This is a genomic window from Gluconacetobacter tumulicola (assembly GCF_014174215.1).
GTDB lineage: Bacteria > Pseudomonadota > Alphaproteobacteria > Acetobacterales > Acetobacteraceae > Gluconacetobacter > Gluconacetobacter tumulicola.
Genome location: NZ_JABEQL010000004.1, coordinates 26,954 through 42,114 on the forward strand (window position 1 = coordinate 26,954; position 15,161 = coordinate 42,114).

A 15,161-nucleotide genomic window follows, 5' to 3' on the forward strand; every position below is an offset into this window, starting at 1 on the left:
TTGTTGATCCGCCGTCCCCTGCTCGCCCGCCTGTTCACGCCGCTGCGCCTTGCCCTGCTGCCGACGAGCATGGTGCTGACCTTCCCCGCCGTCGGCGCGGAGGCTGTCACCACGGCCTTCGGCCCGCTGGAAGCAGCGCAGCCGCTGACGGCGCGTGGGCTGGCCGAACGGATCAGGCAGGACGGCGCGCCTGAAGTGGCGCGGAGACTGACCCGCGATCGCGAATGGGCGCGCGTGCGCCGGGCCGTGGCGGCTGGGTGGGAGAACTGGATCGCGCTGCTGCCCGACCTGATGCCGGCCGCCGATCCGGCGATGGGCCGTTCGCTTCAGGTTGCATTGCGTCGGGCATTGCCCCGCAATCCGCGCGCGGTCCTGTCGATCCTGGACCCTAAGAACAGTAATCAGCTCGGTGGCCGGACGATCTGCGCGCCGGCGGCCGAACCCGCGTCCTGGCGCCCCCGGGCGCTCACGGCAATCCGGGCGGTGCATGACATCCATCTGGTCGATCAGGGTGCCGACTGCATGCGCGCGCTGGAAGAGCAATCCTGATCCTGCCAGCCCTGGCGCGCCAGGATGGCGCGGATATGGTCGGGAGGGGGCGCGACGGCGGAGACCGGCGGCTCCAGCGGCAGCGAGAGGGCGCGGCTCATCAGGTGCAGCCTGTGCGCCTCCGGGCCCGTCGCGTCGCCATAGACCGCGTCGCCCAGCACCGGGCAGCCCAGACTGGCGCAATGGAGCCGGGCCTGGTGGGTGCGCCCGGTCAGCAGGCGGAGTTCCAGCCAGCTGACATGTCCGTCGCTGGCCAGTAGCCGCCATTCGGTCCGCGAATCCTGTCCCGTCGCGGCCTGGACCATGCGCCAGCCCCGCGTGTCCGACTGTTTGGCCATCGTCATCGCCACCGTGCCGCCGTCGGCGGCGGGGCGGCCGCGCACCATGGCCCAGTAGGTCTTGCGCGCCAGCCCGTTGGCGAAGGCCGCCTGCGCGGCCAGCAGCGGCTGCTTGCGCAGCGCGATCAGCAGGCAGCCCGACGTGTCGCGATCCAGCCGGTGGGCCAGCCATGGTCCGTCCGCCCGCCGTGACAGGAGCGGGAACGCATCCTCGACCGACGGGCCGCCGGCGGGACCGGCATGCACCGGCAGGCCGGGCGGCTTGTCGATGACCAGGAAGCGGGCATCACGAAACAGGACCGGAAACGGATCGGCCCCGCTGCCCGGGGCAGGCAGGGCCGGGCGGGCAGCCGGCGGGGGCGGAGGACGGCGCGTTCGCCGGGTCATTCGTCGTCGTCGGTGCGGCGCAGCAGGACCTCGCGCCGGCCGACATGGTTGGCCGGGCTGACGATGCCCTCCTTTTCCATCTGCTCGATGATCTTGGCCGCCCGGTTGTAGCCGATCGACAGGTGACGCTGGATGAACGAGGTGGAGGCCTTGCCCTCGCGCGCCACGACGGCGACCGCCTGGTCGAACAGGCTGGTTTCATCGTCATAGCTGCCGCTCAGCCCGTTGCCGGACGATTTGCCGCCGCCAGCGCTGCCCGCGCCGTCCTCGTCCTGGGACGAGATCACGTCGTCATCATAGATCGGCTCGCCCTGGCTGCGGAGGAAGCGCACGACTTCCTCGACCTCGCCGTCGGCGACGAAGGGGCCATGGACGCGGGTGATCCGCCCGCCGCCCTGCATGTAGAGCATGTCGCCCTGGCCCAGAAGCTGCTCGGCCCCCTGCTCGCCCAGGATGGTACGGCTGTCGAACTTGCTGATGACCTGGAACGAGATGCGGGTCGGGAAATTGGCCTTGATGGTGCCGGTGATCACGTCCACCGACGGGCGCTGCGTCGCCATGATGACATGGATGCCCGCCGCGCGGGCCTTCTGTGCCAGGCGCTGCACCGCCATTTCGATCTCCTTGCCCGCGACCATCATCAGGTCCGCCATCTCGTCGATCACCACGACGATATAGGGAAGGGATTCCAGGGCGAGCTGCTGTTCCTCGAAGGTCGGGCGCCCGGTCTCGGGGTCGTAGCCGGTCTGCACGCGGCGCGAGACGACTTCGCCGCGCCGCCTTGCGTCGGCCACCCGGTCGTTGTAGCCGCCGATATTGCGTACCTGCAGGTGGGACATGGCGCGATAGCGGCGATCCATTTCCCGCACCGTCCATTTCAGGGCGGCGACCGCCTTGGCCGGTTCGGTCACCACCGGCGTCATCAGATGCGGGATGCCCTCGTAGATCGACAGCTCCAGGATCTTGGGGTCGATCATGATCAGGCGGCATTCCTCGGGCGACATGCGGAACAGCAGCGAGAGGATCATGGCGTTGACGCCGACCGATTTGCCCGATCCGGTGGTGCCGGCGATCAGCAGATGCGGCATGCGCGCCAGGTCGCCATAGATCGGCATGCCCGAAATATCCTTGCCCAGCGCCAGGCAGAGCTTCGACGACGCATGGTGCCAGGCATCGTCGGTGAACAGTTCGGACAGGTACACCGTCTCGCGCCTTGCATTGGGCACTTCGATGCCGATCACGTTGCGGCCCGGCACGGTGGCGATGCGCACGCTCAGCACCGACAGCGACCGCGCCACGTCGTCCGCCAGGCCGATCACGCGGGCCGAGCGGATGCCCGGCGCGGGCTCCAGCTCGTACAGGGTGACCACCGGCCCGGCATGGATCTGCCCGATCTGCCCCTGCACGCCGTAATCCGACAGCACGGTTTCCAGCAGTCGCGCATTGGCCTGCAACGCGTCCTGCGACGGCCCGGTCTCGGCATGCGAGGGGGCGGGTTTCAGCAGGTCCAGCGGCGGCAGGCGCCACGGGTCGCGGCCGTCGGAGCGGGGCGGCGCGGCATAGGCCTGGCTGTTGGGGGTTGCGCGGGGGGCGGCGGATGGCGGATCGACCGGGTCGGGGCGGCTGCCGAACAGCCGGCCCATCAGCGACGGGCGCGTGGCCTCGGCCGTCGGCGCGGGCGGCGGGGTGGGGGAATGGGCGGGTTCCGGCACATGCCGGGGGGCCAATTCCTGCGTCGCGGGCCCCCCCAGCAGCAGGGGCGGGGCGTCGTCGTCGGTGTCGCTCTCCATGCCGGGGGGCTGGACCCAGCCCGTGCCCAGCGACGGCCGGGCGGGTGGCCGGGCCGCCGGGCGGGTGGACGCCGGCTGGATGGCGGAACGCGCTTCCGGCGCCGGGCGCTCGGCGCGGGGCGTGCGCGGCGGCTCGGGGGCGCGGGCCTGGGCGGAGAGGTCCGGGCGGGGCGGCGGCACTATGCCGTCCAGCGAGCCGTTCCAGCGGCCCGTCATGTCGGCGGCGGGGTGGTCATTGGGGGCGGGACGCGCCGGCATGCGGCGGGCCAGCCGCATCGGCTGCCGGGCAACGGTGCGCAGGCCCCGGCCGATGGCCGCCCATTCGGTGAAGGACAGGCCGATCCCCAGCGGCACCAGCAGGACGGTCAGCAGCAGCCCCAGCACCCACACGGCCAGCCGCCCGGCCGGGCCCAGCAGCGACGCGCCCGCCTGGATGGCGGTGTGGGCGATCGACAGGCCGAACGCCCCGCCGAGACCGGATTCGGTGGGCCAATGCGGCGTCGGCAGGATCGGGAGCAGCATCGGCAGGGCCGCCAGCAGCGCGCCCATGACGGGCATGGCGCACAGCACGGCCACCGCCCGCAGCAGGATCGACCCCATGGCCGTATGGCGGATGACCCGCCAGCCCCATGCCATCATCGCCAGGATCGGCAGGGCGCAGGTAATGCCGACATTCTGCAACAGCACGTCCGCCAGATAGGAACCGGCCATGCCCAGCAGGTTGGTGGGCGGCTGGGTGCTGGCCGTGTTCATCGACGGGTCGAGCGGATTGTAGCTCCACAGCGACGCGGCCAGCGCCAGGGCCAGAAGCCACAGCACCATGCCTCCCATCTCGGCCAGCCTCTGCCTTGCGGCGGACCGGATGCGCGGCGCGTTCAGGGAGGCAGGAATGTAGCGGCCAAAGCTCGGCAAATGTTCGGGTCCTGTACGCTGGGCCCTCATCGCGCGGAACGGGTGGTTCCGCCACGATGGCAGGCACGATGAAGCGGACGGCCCCGCCGGGAGGCGGCCGGGCCTGGGTCCGGAGGCGGCAGGAAGTATAGCCCGGCCTTTTGGGAATAAAGAAGGCGGTTCAGCCGTTATTCCGGCCTGTCGTCGGCCGCCCGCCAGATCGAAAGCCGGGCCGCGCCGTGCCGCCGCTCGGCCAGCGGCGCGTCGGGCAGGATCGGGGCGGTCGGCAGGGCCTCGTCGGCGCCGGTTTCGATCACGATCAGGGCGCCGGGGGCGATCCAGCCTGTCCGGGCCAGCGCCGCCAGGGCCCGTTCCGGCAGTCCCTGCCCATAGGGCGGGTCCAGCAGCAGCAGGTCGCAGGCATGGGCGGCGGCGGGCGGCCGGGTTACGTCGCCGGCGCGCACCGTCGCGCGGTCATGCGTCCCGCAGGCCGCGATATTGGCGCGCAGGACGGCCAGGGCGGTGCGGTCGGTCTCGAAGAACGTGCAGTGGGCCGCGCCGCGCGACAGGGCCTCCAGCCCCAGGGCGCCCGTCCCGGCGAACCCGTCCAGCACCCGTGCCTCTTCCATCAGGTCGTAGCCGCCCCAGGGCGCATGCAGCAGCATGTCGAACAGGGCCTGGCGCACCCGGTCGGCGGTGGGGCGGGTGGTGCGCCCCGGCGGTGCCGCCAGCGTGCGGCCGCGCCATTGGCCGGCGACGATCCGCATCGGCCGGTCAGGACCGGCGCGACGGACGCGGGGCCGGCCCCAGCCCCGGAATCTGCTCGCGCAGGACCTTCCCCGGCACTTCCTCCAGTTCCGACCGTTGCAGGGTGCCCAACTGGAACGGACCGTAGGCGGTGCGGATCAGCCGGCTGACATGCAGGTTCAGGCCACGCATGACCTTGCGCACTTCGCGGTTCTTGCCCTCGCGCAGCGCCACGGTCAGCCAGGCATTGTCGCCCTTGCGCGAATCCAGCCCGGCTTCGATCGGCCCATAGCGCACGCCTTCGAAGACGCTGCCCTCGGCCAGCCCTTTCAGTTGGGCCTCGTCCACCACGCCGAAGACGCGCACGCGATAGCGGCGCAGCCAGCCATTGGACGGCAGTTCCAGCCGCCGGGCCAGCTCGCCATCGTTGGTCAGCAGCAGCAGGCCCTCGCTGTTCAGGTCCAGCCGGCCGATGCTGATGACGCGCGGCATGCCCTCGGGCAGCGAGGCGAAGACGGTCGGCCGCCCCTCGGGATCGCGGTGGGTGGTCACCAGCCCGTCGGGCTTGTGATAGCGCCACAGCCGGGTGCGTTCGGGGCTTTCGACCACCGCGCCGTCCACCTGCACGACGTCGCCGGCCACGACGAAGGTGGCCGGATGGGCCACGACCTCGCCGTTCAGGCGTACGCGCCCTTCCTCGACCATGCGTTCGGCGTCGCGGCGGCTGGCGATGCCGGAGCGTGCCAGCCATTTGGCGATCCGTTCGCCGCGCTCGGGCCGGCTGGTGTCGTCGCGCTTTGTCATCTCGATCCCGAAGCCTCTATCAGGGCAGAAAAAATATGTCTGTCGGCCATGGATATGGCGAATTCCGGGTGCCATTGCACGCCCAGGCAGAAGGGATGGTCCGGATATTCGATGGCCTCGGCCACGCCGTCGGGTGCCACGGCGCTGATGACGGCCCGACCCGGGTCGCACACGGCCTGATGGTGGGCGGAATTGACGGCGATCCGTGTGGCGCCGGTCACGCGCGCCAGCAGCGTGCCGGGCAGGATGTCCACATCATGGCCGGCCTCGTTGCGCGGATTGGGTTGCTCGTGCGCCAGCGCGCCGGCCACGGCGTCGGGAATATGCTGGATCAGCGTGCCGCCCAGGGCGACGGCCAGCAATTGCTGCCCGCCGCAGATGCCCAGCACCGGCAGCCCCGATGTGATGGCGCCCCGTGCCAGCGCGAGCTCGGCCCCGGTGCGATCGGTCTTGAGGGTGACGCTGTCATGGCGCTGGTCCGCGCCGTAAAGGGCCGGGTCGACATCGAAGGCGCCGCCGGTGATGACCAGCCCGTCCAGCCGCGCCAGCAGGGCGGGGGCCAGATCGGCCCCATGAGGCAGCGCGACCGGCAGTCCGCCCGCGTCGGCGATGGCATCCATGTAGTTGCAGCGCAGCGCGTACCACGGAAAGCGCGAATAGCCGCGCCCGTCTTGGCTGCCGGCTTCGCTGTCCAGGGTCACGCCGATCAGGGGGCGGGAGCGGGTCATTCCGCCTGACCTAGAGGAATATTGCCTCCAGGGAAATCCGCTATGCGCGGAAGGGCCTGCCGTCGGCGACAGGCTCCGTTCAGGCCCGGACCGTCAGCCCGGGACCCGGGAAAGGCAATGCCGGCCAGCCGGTCTGTGCCGTCAGCCGTCGGAGACCATCGAATGCAGGCTCGCGGTCATGGTATGGCGGCCCATCAGTTCGGGTTCGCAGGCGGAAAAACCGATGACGATTGCAGCGGCGGCCAGGATCAACGTGAGCGTATTCATCGTCCGCCTCCTGTTTCATATCGGTCCCGATTGTTTCAGGAACCGTTACCGGCGATTTCGTTACACTGTCACCCACAACCCAGGCTGTCCATTAAAATCAACATTTTTTCCCGGATCGCGCGGTTGGGCTCGCCCCGGGCATGGCGTAATCCTGTAATATCTTGTGAACACCGTGTCCTCCCCAGTCGCCGGCATATGGGTCGCGTCGACGGGGTGTGACGCGAACGCGGCCGACGCGGCCGACGAGGACGGAGTTTCATGACCGGGCGAAGACAGGACCTGAGTTTCTGCGGTTTTTCCGCATATTCCGGCTGGGTGCCGTGCCATGCCGGCTGACGCCCGCCCCGCCGACCCGATGGGGATGGCGCTGGACGAGGCGCGTGCCGCCGCCGCGCGGGGCGAGGTGCCGGTGGGCGCGGTGCTGCTGGGGCCCGATGGCAGCGTGCTGGCCCGCGACGGCAACCGGGTCGAGGCCGGGCATGATGCGGGTGCCCATGCCGAAATGCTGGTCATGCGGGCTGCCGCCCGGCGGCTGGGCAGTCCGCGCCTGACCGGCTGCACGCTGGTCGTGACGCTGGAGCCCTGCCCGATGTGCGCGGCGGCTGCGGTGCATTTCCGGGTCGGGCGTATCCTGTTCGGCGCCTATGACCCCAAGGGGGGAGGAGTTGAGCACGGGCCGCGCCTGCTGGCCCGCCCGGACTGCCTGCACCGGCCCGAATGGGTGGGCGGCGTGCGCGAGCGCGAGGCGGCGGATCTGCTGCGCGGGTTCTTCCAGGCATTGCGGGGGTGAGAATTTGCGGGAAACGCTTAGATAACGCATCCTTCATCGACAGGTACGGGACAGGTTCGGTCGGTCCCCGTACTCTGCCGGACGATACCTCAGGAAGGGGCGGCGTCTTGCCCGGTCGCCCCAGCAACAATCAGGAATGCTATGACTGACGAGTTTCAGCCGATGATGTCTTTCCGCCCTCGCCGGACGCGGGGCAGGGTTTTGGCCGCGCTGGTCGCCACGACCATGCTGGGCGGCGCGGCGCAGGCCGTGATGGTGGACACGGCACGGGCTGACGAGACGGGGGTCATCCGGCCGGAAGCGCAGACCCAGACGCTGCCCAATTTCGTCAACCTGGTGAAGCAGGTCCGGCCTGCCGTGGTCTCGATCACGTCCAACATCCGCGCGGACGAGCTGGATGAAGAGGGCGGGATGCAGGGCCAGCAGCAGATGCCCTTTCCCTTCCCGTTCCCGTTCCAGATGATGCCGCAGCAGCAGCAGCGCCGCACGGTCGAGGCACGGGGCTCGGGCTTCATCATCTCGGCGGACGGCTTTGTCGTCACCAACAACCATGTGGTCAAGGGCGCGACCAAGGTGACGGTGACGCTCGATGACGGCACCACCCTGCCCGCCAAGATCATCGGGCGCGACCCCAAGACCGATCTGGCGCTGCTGAAGGTCTCTACCCAGAGCAAGCTGCGCTTCATCGAGCTGGGCGATTCCGACAAGGTGGAGCCCGGTGAATGGGTGGTCGCGGTCGGCAATCCCTTCGGGCTGGGCGGCACGGTGACGGCGGGCATCGTTTCGGCGCGGGGCCGCGATATCGGCGACGGGCCCTATGATTCGTTCATCCAGGTCGATGCCCCGATCAATCGCGGCAATTCGGGCGGCCCGCTCTTTACCCAGGACGGCAAGGTCGTGGGCGTGAACACCGCCATCCTGTCGCCTTCGGGCGGTTCGATCGGCATCGGGTTCGCCATTCCGTCCGACGTGGTCAAGAACGTCGTCTCCCAACTGCAGAAGACCGGCCACGTGACGCGCGGCTATCTGGGTGTGGTCGCGCAGGTGATCACGCCGGCCATGGCCAAGGCGCTGGGCCTGAAGCCCGCCACCGATGGCGCCCCGCCCACGGGTGCGCTGATCGCCAGCGTCAGCAACAGCAGCCCGGCCGAAAAGGCGGGCCTGAAGGCCGGCGATGTGATCACGACGCTGAACGGGCAGAAGATCGACAGCCCGCATGACCTGGCGGTCAAGGTCGCATCGCTGCCGCCGGGCACCTCGGCGACGGTGGCCTACTTGCGCAACAATGCGGCGCAGAGCGCCACGGTGAAGATCGCCAACCTGTCCGGCGCGCCGTCGCCCGACGGCGCGGTCGGTGACAGGAACACGGTCGGCGGCCCGCGCCTGGGTGTCTCGCTGTCGCCCCTCACCAGCGAGCTGCGCCAGCAGCTTGGGCTGGATGCATCGGTGCGCGGTGTCGTGGTCAGCGATGTTCAGGCGGGTTCGGTGGCCGAGCAGGCGGGTATCCATGCCGGCGACGTGATCCAGGCCGTCGGCAACAGCCCGGTCGACAATCCCGGCGCCACGGTCACCGCCGTTCGCGCGGCCCTGAAAGCCAATCAGTCGGTGCTGCTGCGTGTCCTGCGCAACGGGCAGAGCATCTTTATCGCCGTGACGCCGGGTTCGTCCGACAATGGCGAGAATGCGGGCAGCAACGAAGACGATAACGACTGATTGCCGTTTGCCGACCGCCGCCACTCTTTCCATGAAAGAATGGCGGCGGTCGGCGTTGGGCCTTGCCCATGCGGCCGGACACGTTGCGACGATGCACCATCGCTTTGCGATCCGGCCGCGCGGTTCAGATACCTTGTATCAATATCCAGTGCCTGCCGACGATGCCGGCAATGCCGATACTCTCGGCGCAGGCGCAATCCGCATGATCGTCGGGCCGATCGCGGTCACGACCTCGCGTGCGTCATAGGCGTAGGGATCATTGGCCGGCTTGGTGCCCCGATACAGCACGATATCGGCGATCGCGTCATAGCTGTTGACCGGTTCCGTGTAATTCATGCCGGTGCCTCCCCACGGGCCAAAACCGGCCCCGCCGTGGCGCCATCCCCAGCCGCCGCCCCAGCCCCATGCGAGATTGTCGCCGTAGCCCTCATAGGCCGTGTTCTTGTCGACGGCCCTGTTCACGATCACGAAGTAATTATAGCCGTTCTCCAAGGTGACCTCGGCACAGCGATAGAGCATGTAGGTGTCCACGGTCTGTCGTGACGTGACCGAGTTGCCCTGGAAGGATACGCGGAACCGGTTGGTTTCGATCTGCTGCGTCGTATATCCTTCGCCCTCCTCCGTCGCGGGTTGATATGGTGTTGGGTTCGTGCAGGCCGCGACCAGCCCCAACAAGGCGATCGCGGCGATCTGGCGGACCTGCATACGGGTCCTGGACATATCCTGTCTCCCCGGTTTCGGGCTCCTAACCCGACAAGCGCGACACAGGTCTTGAAGCGGCTCAGGCTGAGCCGTTCCTGCTTCATCTTGTTATTTTGGAGCCTGATGGTCTCAGGTTGTTTTTTCCTGGGACCGTCAGGCTTCAATCACGTCTGTCCGTCCGTGCAGACGCCCCGATCGGCCGACCTCCATGCGCCTTCGTCCTTTTCGGACGTGAATGGCGCCATGGGGGCCGCAGCCAGCGGTCCATCGTAAATGTGTGCCACCATGCCGGGTTCAACGCATGATCGGGGAATTTTTTGAGCCTCCCGGGCATGGCGGCCCATGCCGGCGACCCTGGCGAAGGGGATTTTCGGCGTGTCGTCCCAAACCCGCGTCCCGGGTCGTGCTTCAGCGGAGGATGGAGGATGAAGCGGGTATCAGACTGCCGCCAGCGTCTCCAAAAGCGCATCGACGTCCGCGATGCGCGTGTAATAGCTGGTGACCAGCCGGATGACGGTGCCGTCCACGCCCGGCGGGGTGTGCCAGTCATGGAAGGTGAAGCCCGCCGCGCGCAGATGGGTAATGGCCCGGTGGGGCAATGCGACGAAGATTTCGTTGGCCTCGGTGGCGTAAAGCAGCCGTGCGCCGGGGTGGCGGAACAGCCCGCTGGCCAGCCGCTGTGCCATCGCATTGGCCTGTCGGGCGTTGTTCAGCCACAGATCGTCTTCCAGGCAGGCCAGGATCTGCGCGCTGAGGAACCGCTGCTTGGACCAGACATGGCCCGCGCGCTTGCGGCGCCGGGCGAATTGCTCGGCCAGGGCGGGGTTGAAGAAGATCACCGCCTCGGCCGCCATGGCCCCGGTCTTGGTCATGCCCAGCGACAGTACGTCGATGCCGGCCTTCCAGGTCGCCTCGGCCGGGCTGCATCCGAGATGGGCGATGGCATTGGCCAGCCGCGCGCCGTCCATATGTACCGCCATGCCGCGTGCGTGGGCCAACTGCGCCAGTTCGGCGATCCGCGCCGGGGGGTAGACGGTGCCCCATTCCGTCGCCTGAGTCAGGCTCAGTGCCGTCGGGAGGGGGTTCTGCACGTTGTCGGCGGGCAGGCGGTCCAGCATGTAGGACAGGGCGTCCGGTGCCATGCGCCCGTCCTCGGACGGGATGGAGACCAGCCGGGCGCCGCCGGTGAAGAAGTCCGGTGCCCCACATTCGGACTGCACGATATGTGCGCTGTCGTCGCAGAGGATCGCGCCATAGGGTGGCGCGATGGCGGCCAATGCCAGCGCGTTCGCCGCGGTGCCGGTGGCGACGGGAAAGACCTTGACGGGGCGTTCGAAAATGTCCGCCACCACGGTATCCAGGCGTGCCGTCCAGGCATCGCCGCCATAGGCGGGGGCTGCGTCCGCATTGGCGGCGACCAGGGCGGACATCACGGCGGGACAGGCCGGAACGACATTGTCGCTGCTGAAGTTCTTGCGTATCTGCTCTACCACGCTATCCCCCTGCTCTTTTCCGTTCCCGTTGTCCGGAGTGCCGCATGACCGAACCAGCTTCCGCCGAAACCGCGTCCGTTCGCAACCCGTCCGCGCGCCTGATCGACGGCAAGGCGTTCGCGGCGAACCTGACGCAGACGATCGCACAGGAGGTTCGCGCGTTCCATGACCGCCATCAGGTCACGCCCGGCCTGGCGGTGGTACTGGTGGGCAACGATCCGGCCAGCGAGGTCTATGTGCGCAACAAGGCGCTGCAGACCCATCGCGCGGGCATGCGCTCGTTCATGCACATGCTGCCCGAAACCACGTCGCAGGCCGAGCTTCTGGCGCTGATCGGGCGACTGAATCACGATCCGGAAATTCACGGCATCCTGGTGCAGCTACCGCTGCCCGCCGGGCTGGACCCGGTGGCGATCACCAATGCCATCCATCCCGACAAGGATGTGGACGGGCTGGGCGAGGTCAATGCCGGGCGGCTGGCGCTGGGCCAGCCGGGCATCGTGCCCTGTACGCCGCTGGGCTGCCTGATGCTGCTGAAGTCGGAACTGGGCGACCTGCGCGGCCTGCATGCCGTGATCATCGGCGCGTCCAATCTGGTCGGCCGGCCGATGGCGCGCCTGCTGCTGGCCGAGGGCTGCACCGTGACGGTGGCGCATATCGACACGCGCGATACCGCCGCCCTGGCCCGGCAGGGCGATATCCTGGTGGTGGCGACCGGCTGCCACGGATTGGTGCGCGGCGACTGGATCAAGCCCGGCGCGGCCGTGATCGACGTGGGCATTACCCGGATCTCGCTGCCCAACGGCAAGACGCGCCTGGTCGGCGACGTGGCGTTCGACGAGGCGGTGACCCGCGCGGGGCGGATCACCCCGGTGCCCGGCGGTGTCGGGCCGATGACCATTGCCTGCCTGCTGAACAATACCCTGGCGGCCGCCCGGCGCATTGTCGGCGGCGCGGCCTGAGGGCGGCGGGGCGATGACGGCGCGCCTGTCGGTCGAGCTGATCCCGCGCGACGCCGAGGCGTTGCTGCGCGATGCGGGGCAGGTCCGCGCGCATTTCCCGCTGGCCGATACGCTGAACGTGCCCAGCCTGATGCGCTTTCCCATGCAGGGTTGGGACGCGGTGCCGCTGCTGCAGCCGATCGTGCCGCGTGTCGTGCCGCATATCCGGGCCATCGATATCGACCCCGATGGCCCGCTGCCGGGCGCGGATGCGCCGGGGCTGACGGAAATCCTGGTGGTGCGGGGCGATCCGCCGGCGGATCTCAGCCGCCGGACCTTTCCCAATTCGTCGGAAAGCGTGATCCGCCGCTATCGGCGCGAGGCCCCGCATCTGACGGTCTATGCGGCCTTCGATCCCTGGCGCCATGCCCCCTGGCGCGAGATGGAGGCGGTGGCACGCAAGAAGGAGGCCGGGGCCGCCGGCTTCTTCACCCAGCCGGTGTTCGACATGCGGATGCTCGACCTCTGCATGGGCTGGCTGGCGGGCGAAACCGTGTTCTGGGGGATTTCGCCGGTCATCGGCCCGAAATCCCGCTCATACTGGGAGACGACGAATCACGTCGTCTTCCCCCATGGGTTCGACCTGACGCTGGAGGCCAATATCGCCTTCGCGGTTCGGGCGATCCGTGCCGTCCGGGCGGCCGGCGGGTATGTCTATCTGATGCCGCTGCGGGTGAATCTGGCCGCCTATCTGGGGCCGATCCAGCAGGCGCTCGGCTGATACGGAGCGGAGGTGGGACGGCTTACCTCCGCCCCGCAATTCCGTTAGCCTCGGGGAAAGAGTCCGTTTCCCCGAGAGGTTATGATCGTGCCGTACCATCGTCCATGTCCACGCCTGTCCACCGGGCCAGGGTTTCAGCCGGGCATTGCCGGCTCCATGACCGCGATCGGGCTGGTTCTGGGCGCTGCCCTGCTGATCGTGGGCGGAACGGCGCCCGCGCGCGCCGCCGAAGAGGGTACGGCCGCCCCGGCGCCCGTCGCCGCGTCCGCCATGCCGTCGCCCGATCCGGCCCGCATCTTCGCCCCCCTTGCCTATCCGATGCCGGCGGGCAGTACCCGTTCGGCCGGTGGCGTGCCCGGCGGCGCGTACTGGCAGAACGGCGCCGATTACGAGATCAAGGCGGCGATCGACCCCACCAACCGCCTGCTTTCGGGCAGCGAGATCATCACCTACGCCAATAACAGCCCCGACGCGCTGGACGTGCTGTGGGTGCAGCTCGACCAGAACATCTATCGTGACGGTTCGCGCGGCAATTTCGTCAATCCGCAGCGCCATGCCGAGCACACGGATGGCGACGTGATCGAAAGCGTGTCGATCGAGCAGGACGGCAAGAGCATCCCGGTCACGCCCGTCATTTCCGACGCGCGGATGCAGGTGCCCCTGCCCACGGCGCTGGAGGGCAAGGGCGGCAAGATCCGGCTGAAGATCGTCTGGCATTACACGATCCCGGGCACGTGGGGCGGGCGCACTGCCGTCAGTACCACCCGCAACGGCGATGTCTACGAAGTCGCGCAATGGTACCCCCGCATGGCCGTCTATGACGATGTCCGCGGCTGGGATACCGCGCCCTATCTGGGGCAGGAATTCTTCCTGGACTATGGCGACATTGATTACAGCATCACGGTGCCGTGGAACTTCACCGTCGTCGGGTCGGGCGCGCTGCTCAACCAGGCCGAGGTCCTGACCCAGACCGAGCGCGATCGGCTGGCCCAGGCGGCCAAGAGCGACGAACGGGTGATGATCCGGACCGAGGCCGACATCCGCGATCCCAAGAGCCATCCAGCCCAGAGCGGCACCAAGACCTGGCACTTCCGCATGAACGATACGCGCGACGTGGCGTTCGCGGCCTCGCCGGCCTTCCTGTGGGATGCGGCGCGGCTGGACCTGCCGCCGGTGGTGGTCGAGCCGGGCCGTGCGCCGGTGCCGCGCCTGGCGATGTCGGCCTATCCGGCCGAGGCGGCCGGGCCGCATCAGTGGGACCGGTCCACCGCCTATGTGAAATACGCGATCGAGTATTTCTCGCGTCGCTGGTACCCCTACCCGTGGCCGAACGCGATCAATCTGGGCGGGTATGGCGCGGCGATGGAATATCCCGGCATCGTCTTCGACGGCATGCACGACAAGGACCCGGAACTGTTCTGGGTCACGGCGCATGAGCTGGGCCATGGCTGGTTCCCGATGATCGTGGGTTCCAACGAACGCCGGCATGCCTTCATGGACGAAGGGTTCAACACCTTCATCGACACCTATGCGTCGGACGATTTCAATTCCGGCGAGTTCGCGCCCAAGCGCGATGCCGAATTCGCTCCCGCCACCGGCAAGCCGGCCGAGGATATTCTTTCGGTGCTGCGCGACCCGGCTGCGCCCCGCCTGATGACGCCCTCGGACCTGATCCCCGAGAGCTATCGGCATCCGGTGACCTATTTCAAGGCGGCCTATGGGCTGAAGCTGTTGCGCGAGCAGATCCTGGGCCCGGAGCGGTTCGACCGCGCCTTCCGCCGCTACATCGCGGTGTGGGCCTATCGCCACCCCACGCCTTCGGATTTCTTCCGCCTGATGGACAGCGAGACGGGCGAGGACCTGTCCTGGTTCTGGCGGGGCTGGTACTTCAACAACTGGGGGCCGGACTATGCGGTGAAATCCGCCACGCCCACGGGTGACGGCGCGGCCCACGGCCTGCTGGTGACGGTCGACAACAAGGGCTGGCTGCCGCTGCCGGTGACGTTGCAGGTCAGCTACACCGACGGCACCAACGCGCGCCTGACCATTCCGACCGAGGCCTGGTACCTGCGCAACGAGATCGAACTGACGATCCCGGGCGTTCGCACCCCGCAGGCGGTGACCCTGGACCCGGGGCATGACATCCCGGACCTGAACCGTGCCGACAATACGCTGACCCTGGCGGCCCCGCCCGCCCAGCCGGCGACGCCCCCCGCGCATTAGCGCGGGGGAATGCCGGT

General features: G+C 68.7%; 14 protein-coding genes. 6 read left to right on the forward strand and 8 right to left on the reverse strand.

From position 1 onward, the window contains the following. Positions 1 to 3 precede the first annotated feature (3 nt). Positions 4 to 549 carry a hypothetical protein gene (locus HLH29_RS03935; protein WP_182964718.1) on the forward strand — a complete coding sequence of 182 codons (546 nt, stop codon included), beginning with the start codon at positions 4 to 6 and terminating at the stop codon, positions 547 to 549. On the opposite strand, the gene HLH29_RS03940 is transcribed toward HLH29_RS03935, so the two are convergent. The 6 genes from HLH29_RS03940 to HLH29_RS19815 all read right to left on the reverse strand — a co-directional run bounded on the left by HLH29_RS03940 (position 507) and on the right by HLH29_RS19815 (position 6,501). Then, positions 507 to 1,274 (reverse strand): RluA family pseudouridine synthase, encoded by a 768-nt coding sequence (locus HLH29_RS03940; RefSeq protein ID WP_182964719.1) that lies wholly within the window; start codon positions 1,272 to 1,274, stop codon positions 507 to 509. The genes HLH29_RS03935 and HLH29_RS03940 overlap by 43 nt on opposite strands. Continuing rightward, a complete protein-coding gene (locus HLH29_RS03945; RefSeq protein ID WP_182964720.1) occupies positions 1,271 to 3,976 on the reverse strand; it encodes an FtsK/SpoIIIE family DNA translocase in 2,706 nt (901 codons plus the stop codon). The genes HLH29_RS03940 and HLH29_RS03945 overlap by 4 nt, the downstream gene beginning before the upstream one ends. 167 nt (positions 3,977 to 4,143) lie before the next feature. Next, positions 4,144 to 4,722 carry a 16S rRNA (guanine(966)-N(2))-methyltransferase RsmD gene (rsmD, locus tag HLH29_RS03950; protein WP_182964721.1) on the reverse strand — a complete coding sequence of 193 codons (579 nt, stop codon included), beginning with the start codon at positions 4,720 to 4,722 and terminating at the stop codon, positions 4,144 to 4,146. A gap of 7 nt (positions 4,723 to 4,729) precedes the next feature. Next, on the reverse strand, positions 4,730 to 5,506 hold the full coding sequence (locus tag HLH29_RS03955) for a pseudouridine synthase (protein ID WP_182964722.1): 777 nt from the start codon (positions 5,504 to 5,506) through the stop codon (positions 4,730 to 4,732). Continuing rightward, the gene (locus HLH29_RS03960; protein WP_182964723.1) at positions 5,503 to 6,234 is read right to left on the reverse strand and encodes a gamma-glutamyl-gamma-aminobutyrate hydrolase family protein; all 732 of its coding nucleotides are present in this window, start codon (positions 6,232 to 6,234) and stop codon (positions 5,503 to 5,505) included. The genes HLH29_RS03955 and HLH29_RS03960 overlap by 4 nt, the downstream gene beginning before the upstream one ends. A 141-nt stretch (positions 6,235 to 6,375) precedes the next feature. Next, complete coding sequence (locus HLH29_RS19815) at positions 6,376 to 6,501, reverse strand: hypothetical protein (protein ID WP_275944147.1); 126 nt, start codon at positions 6,499 to 6,501, stop codon at positions 6,376 to 6,378. A 325-nt stretch (positions 6,502 to 6,826) separates the two neighbouring features. Between HLH29_RS19815 and HLH29_RS03965 the strand changes: the two genes are divergently transcribed. Continuing rightward, the gene (locus HLH29_RS03965) at positions 6,827 to 7,291 is read left to right on the forward strand and encodes a nucleoside deaminase (RefSeq protein ID WP_182964724.1); all 465 of its coding nucleotides are present in this window, start codon (positions 6,827 to 6,829) and stop codon (positions 7,289 to 7,291) included. A gap of 141 nt (positions 7,292 to 7,432) precedes the next feature. Further along, positions 7,433 to 9,004, forward strand: a complete 1,572-nt coding sequence (locus HLH29_RS03970; RefSeq protein ID WP_182964725.1) for a Do family serine endopeptidase — start codon at positions 7,433 to 7,435, stop codon at positions 9,002 to 9,004. A 138-nt stretch (positions 9,005 to 9,142) separates the two neighbouring features. Here the strand turns inward: HLH29_RS03970 and HLH29_RS03975 are convergent, their stop codons facing one another. Next, the gene (locus tag HLH29_RS03975; protein WP_182964726.1) at positions 9,143 to 9,724 is read right to left on the reverse strand and encodes a CC0125/CC1285 family lipoprotein; all 582 of its coding nucleotides are present in this window, start codon (positions 9,722 to 9,724) and stop codon (positions 9,143 to 9,145) included. Positions 9,725 to 10,143: 419 nt separating this feature from the next. Beyond that, entirely contained in the window at positions 10,144 to 11,199 is a 1,056-nt protein-coding gene (locus tag HLH29_RS03980; protein ID WP_182964727.1) for a beta-eliminating lyase-related protein, read from the reverse strand. A 44-nt stretch (positions 11,200 to 11,243) separates the two neighbouring features. Here HLH29_RS03980 and folD point away from each other — a divergent pair, with 44 nt between their 5' ends. The 3 genes from folD (at position 11,244) to HLH29_RS03995 (ending at position 15,144) form a co-directional block, all read left to right on the forward strand. Further along, the gene (folD, locus tag HLH29_RS03985) at positions 11,244 to 12,161 is read left to right on the forward strand and encodes a bifunctional methylenetetrahydrofolate dehydrogenase/methenyltetrahydrofolate cyclohydrolase FolD (RefSeq protein WP_182964728.1); all 918 of its coding nucleotides are present in this window, start codon (positions 11,244 to 11,246) and stop codon (positions 12,159 to 12,161) included. Between the two features lie 13 nt (positions 12,162 to 12,174). Continuing rightward, a complete protein-coding gene (locus HLH29_RS03990; protein ID WP_182964729.1) occupies positions 12,175 to 12,921 on the forward strand; it encodes a methylenetetrahydrofolate reductase in 747 nt (248 codons plus the stop codon). Positions 12,922 to 13,077: 156 nt separating this feature from the next. Next, positions 13,078 to 15,144: a M1 family metallopeptidase gene (locus tag HLH29_RS03995; protein ID WP_182964730.1), complete on the forward strand. Its 2,067-nt coding sequence runs from the start codon at positions 13,078 to 13,080 to the stop codon at positions 15,142 to 15,144. Positions 15,145 to 15,161 lie beyond the last annotated feature (17 nt).

Coding starts and splice junctions, on each gene's coding strand:
- HLH29_RS03940 (WP_182964719.1), bottom strand. CDS start 1,274: ATGACCCGGCGAACGCGCCGTCCTCCGCCCCCGCCGGCTGCCCGCCCG.
- rsmD (WP_182964721.1), bottom strand. CDS start 4,722: ATGCGGATCGTCGCCGGCCAATGGCGCGGCCGCACGCTGGCGGCACCG.
- HLH29_RS03955 (WP_182964722.1), bottom strand. CDS start 5,506: ATGACAAAGCGCGACGACACCAGCCGGCCCGAGCGCGGCGAACGGATC.
- HLH29_RS03960 (WP_182964723.1), bottom strand. CDS start 6,234: ATGACCCGCTCCCGCCCCCTGATCGGCGTGACCCTGGACAGCGAAGCC.
- HLH29_RS19815 (WP_275944147.1), bottom strand. CDS start 6,501: ATGAATACGCTCACGTTGATCCTGGCCGCCGCTGCAATCGTCATCGGT.
- HLH29_RS03965 (WP_182964724.1), top strand. CDS start 6,827: ATGCCGGCTGACGCCCGCCCCGCCGACCCGATGGGGATGGCGCTGGAC.
- HLH29_RS03970 (WP_182964725.1), top strand. CDS start 7,433: ATGACTGACGAGTTTCAGCCGATGATGTCTTTCCGCCCTCGCCGGACG.
- HLH29_RS03975 (WP_182964726.1), bottom strand. CDS start 9,724: ATGTCCAGGACCCGTATGCAGGTCCGCCAGATCGCCGCGATCGCCTTG.
- folD (WP_182964728.1), top strand. CDS start 11,244: ATGACCGAACCAGCTTCCGCCGAAACCGCGTCCGTTCGCAACCCGTCC.
- HLH29_RS03990 (WP_182964729.1), top strand. CDS start 12,175: ATGACGGCGCGCCTGTCGGTCGAGCTGATCCCGCGCGACGCCGAGGCG.
- HLH29_RS03995 (WP_182964730.1), top strand. CDS start 13,078: ATGACCGCGATCGGGCTGGTTCTGGGCGCTGCCCTGCTGATCGTGGGC.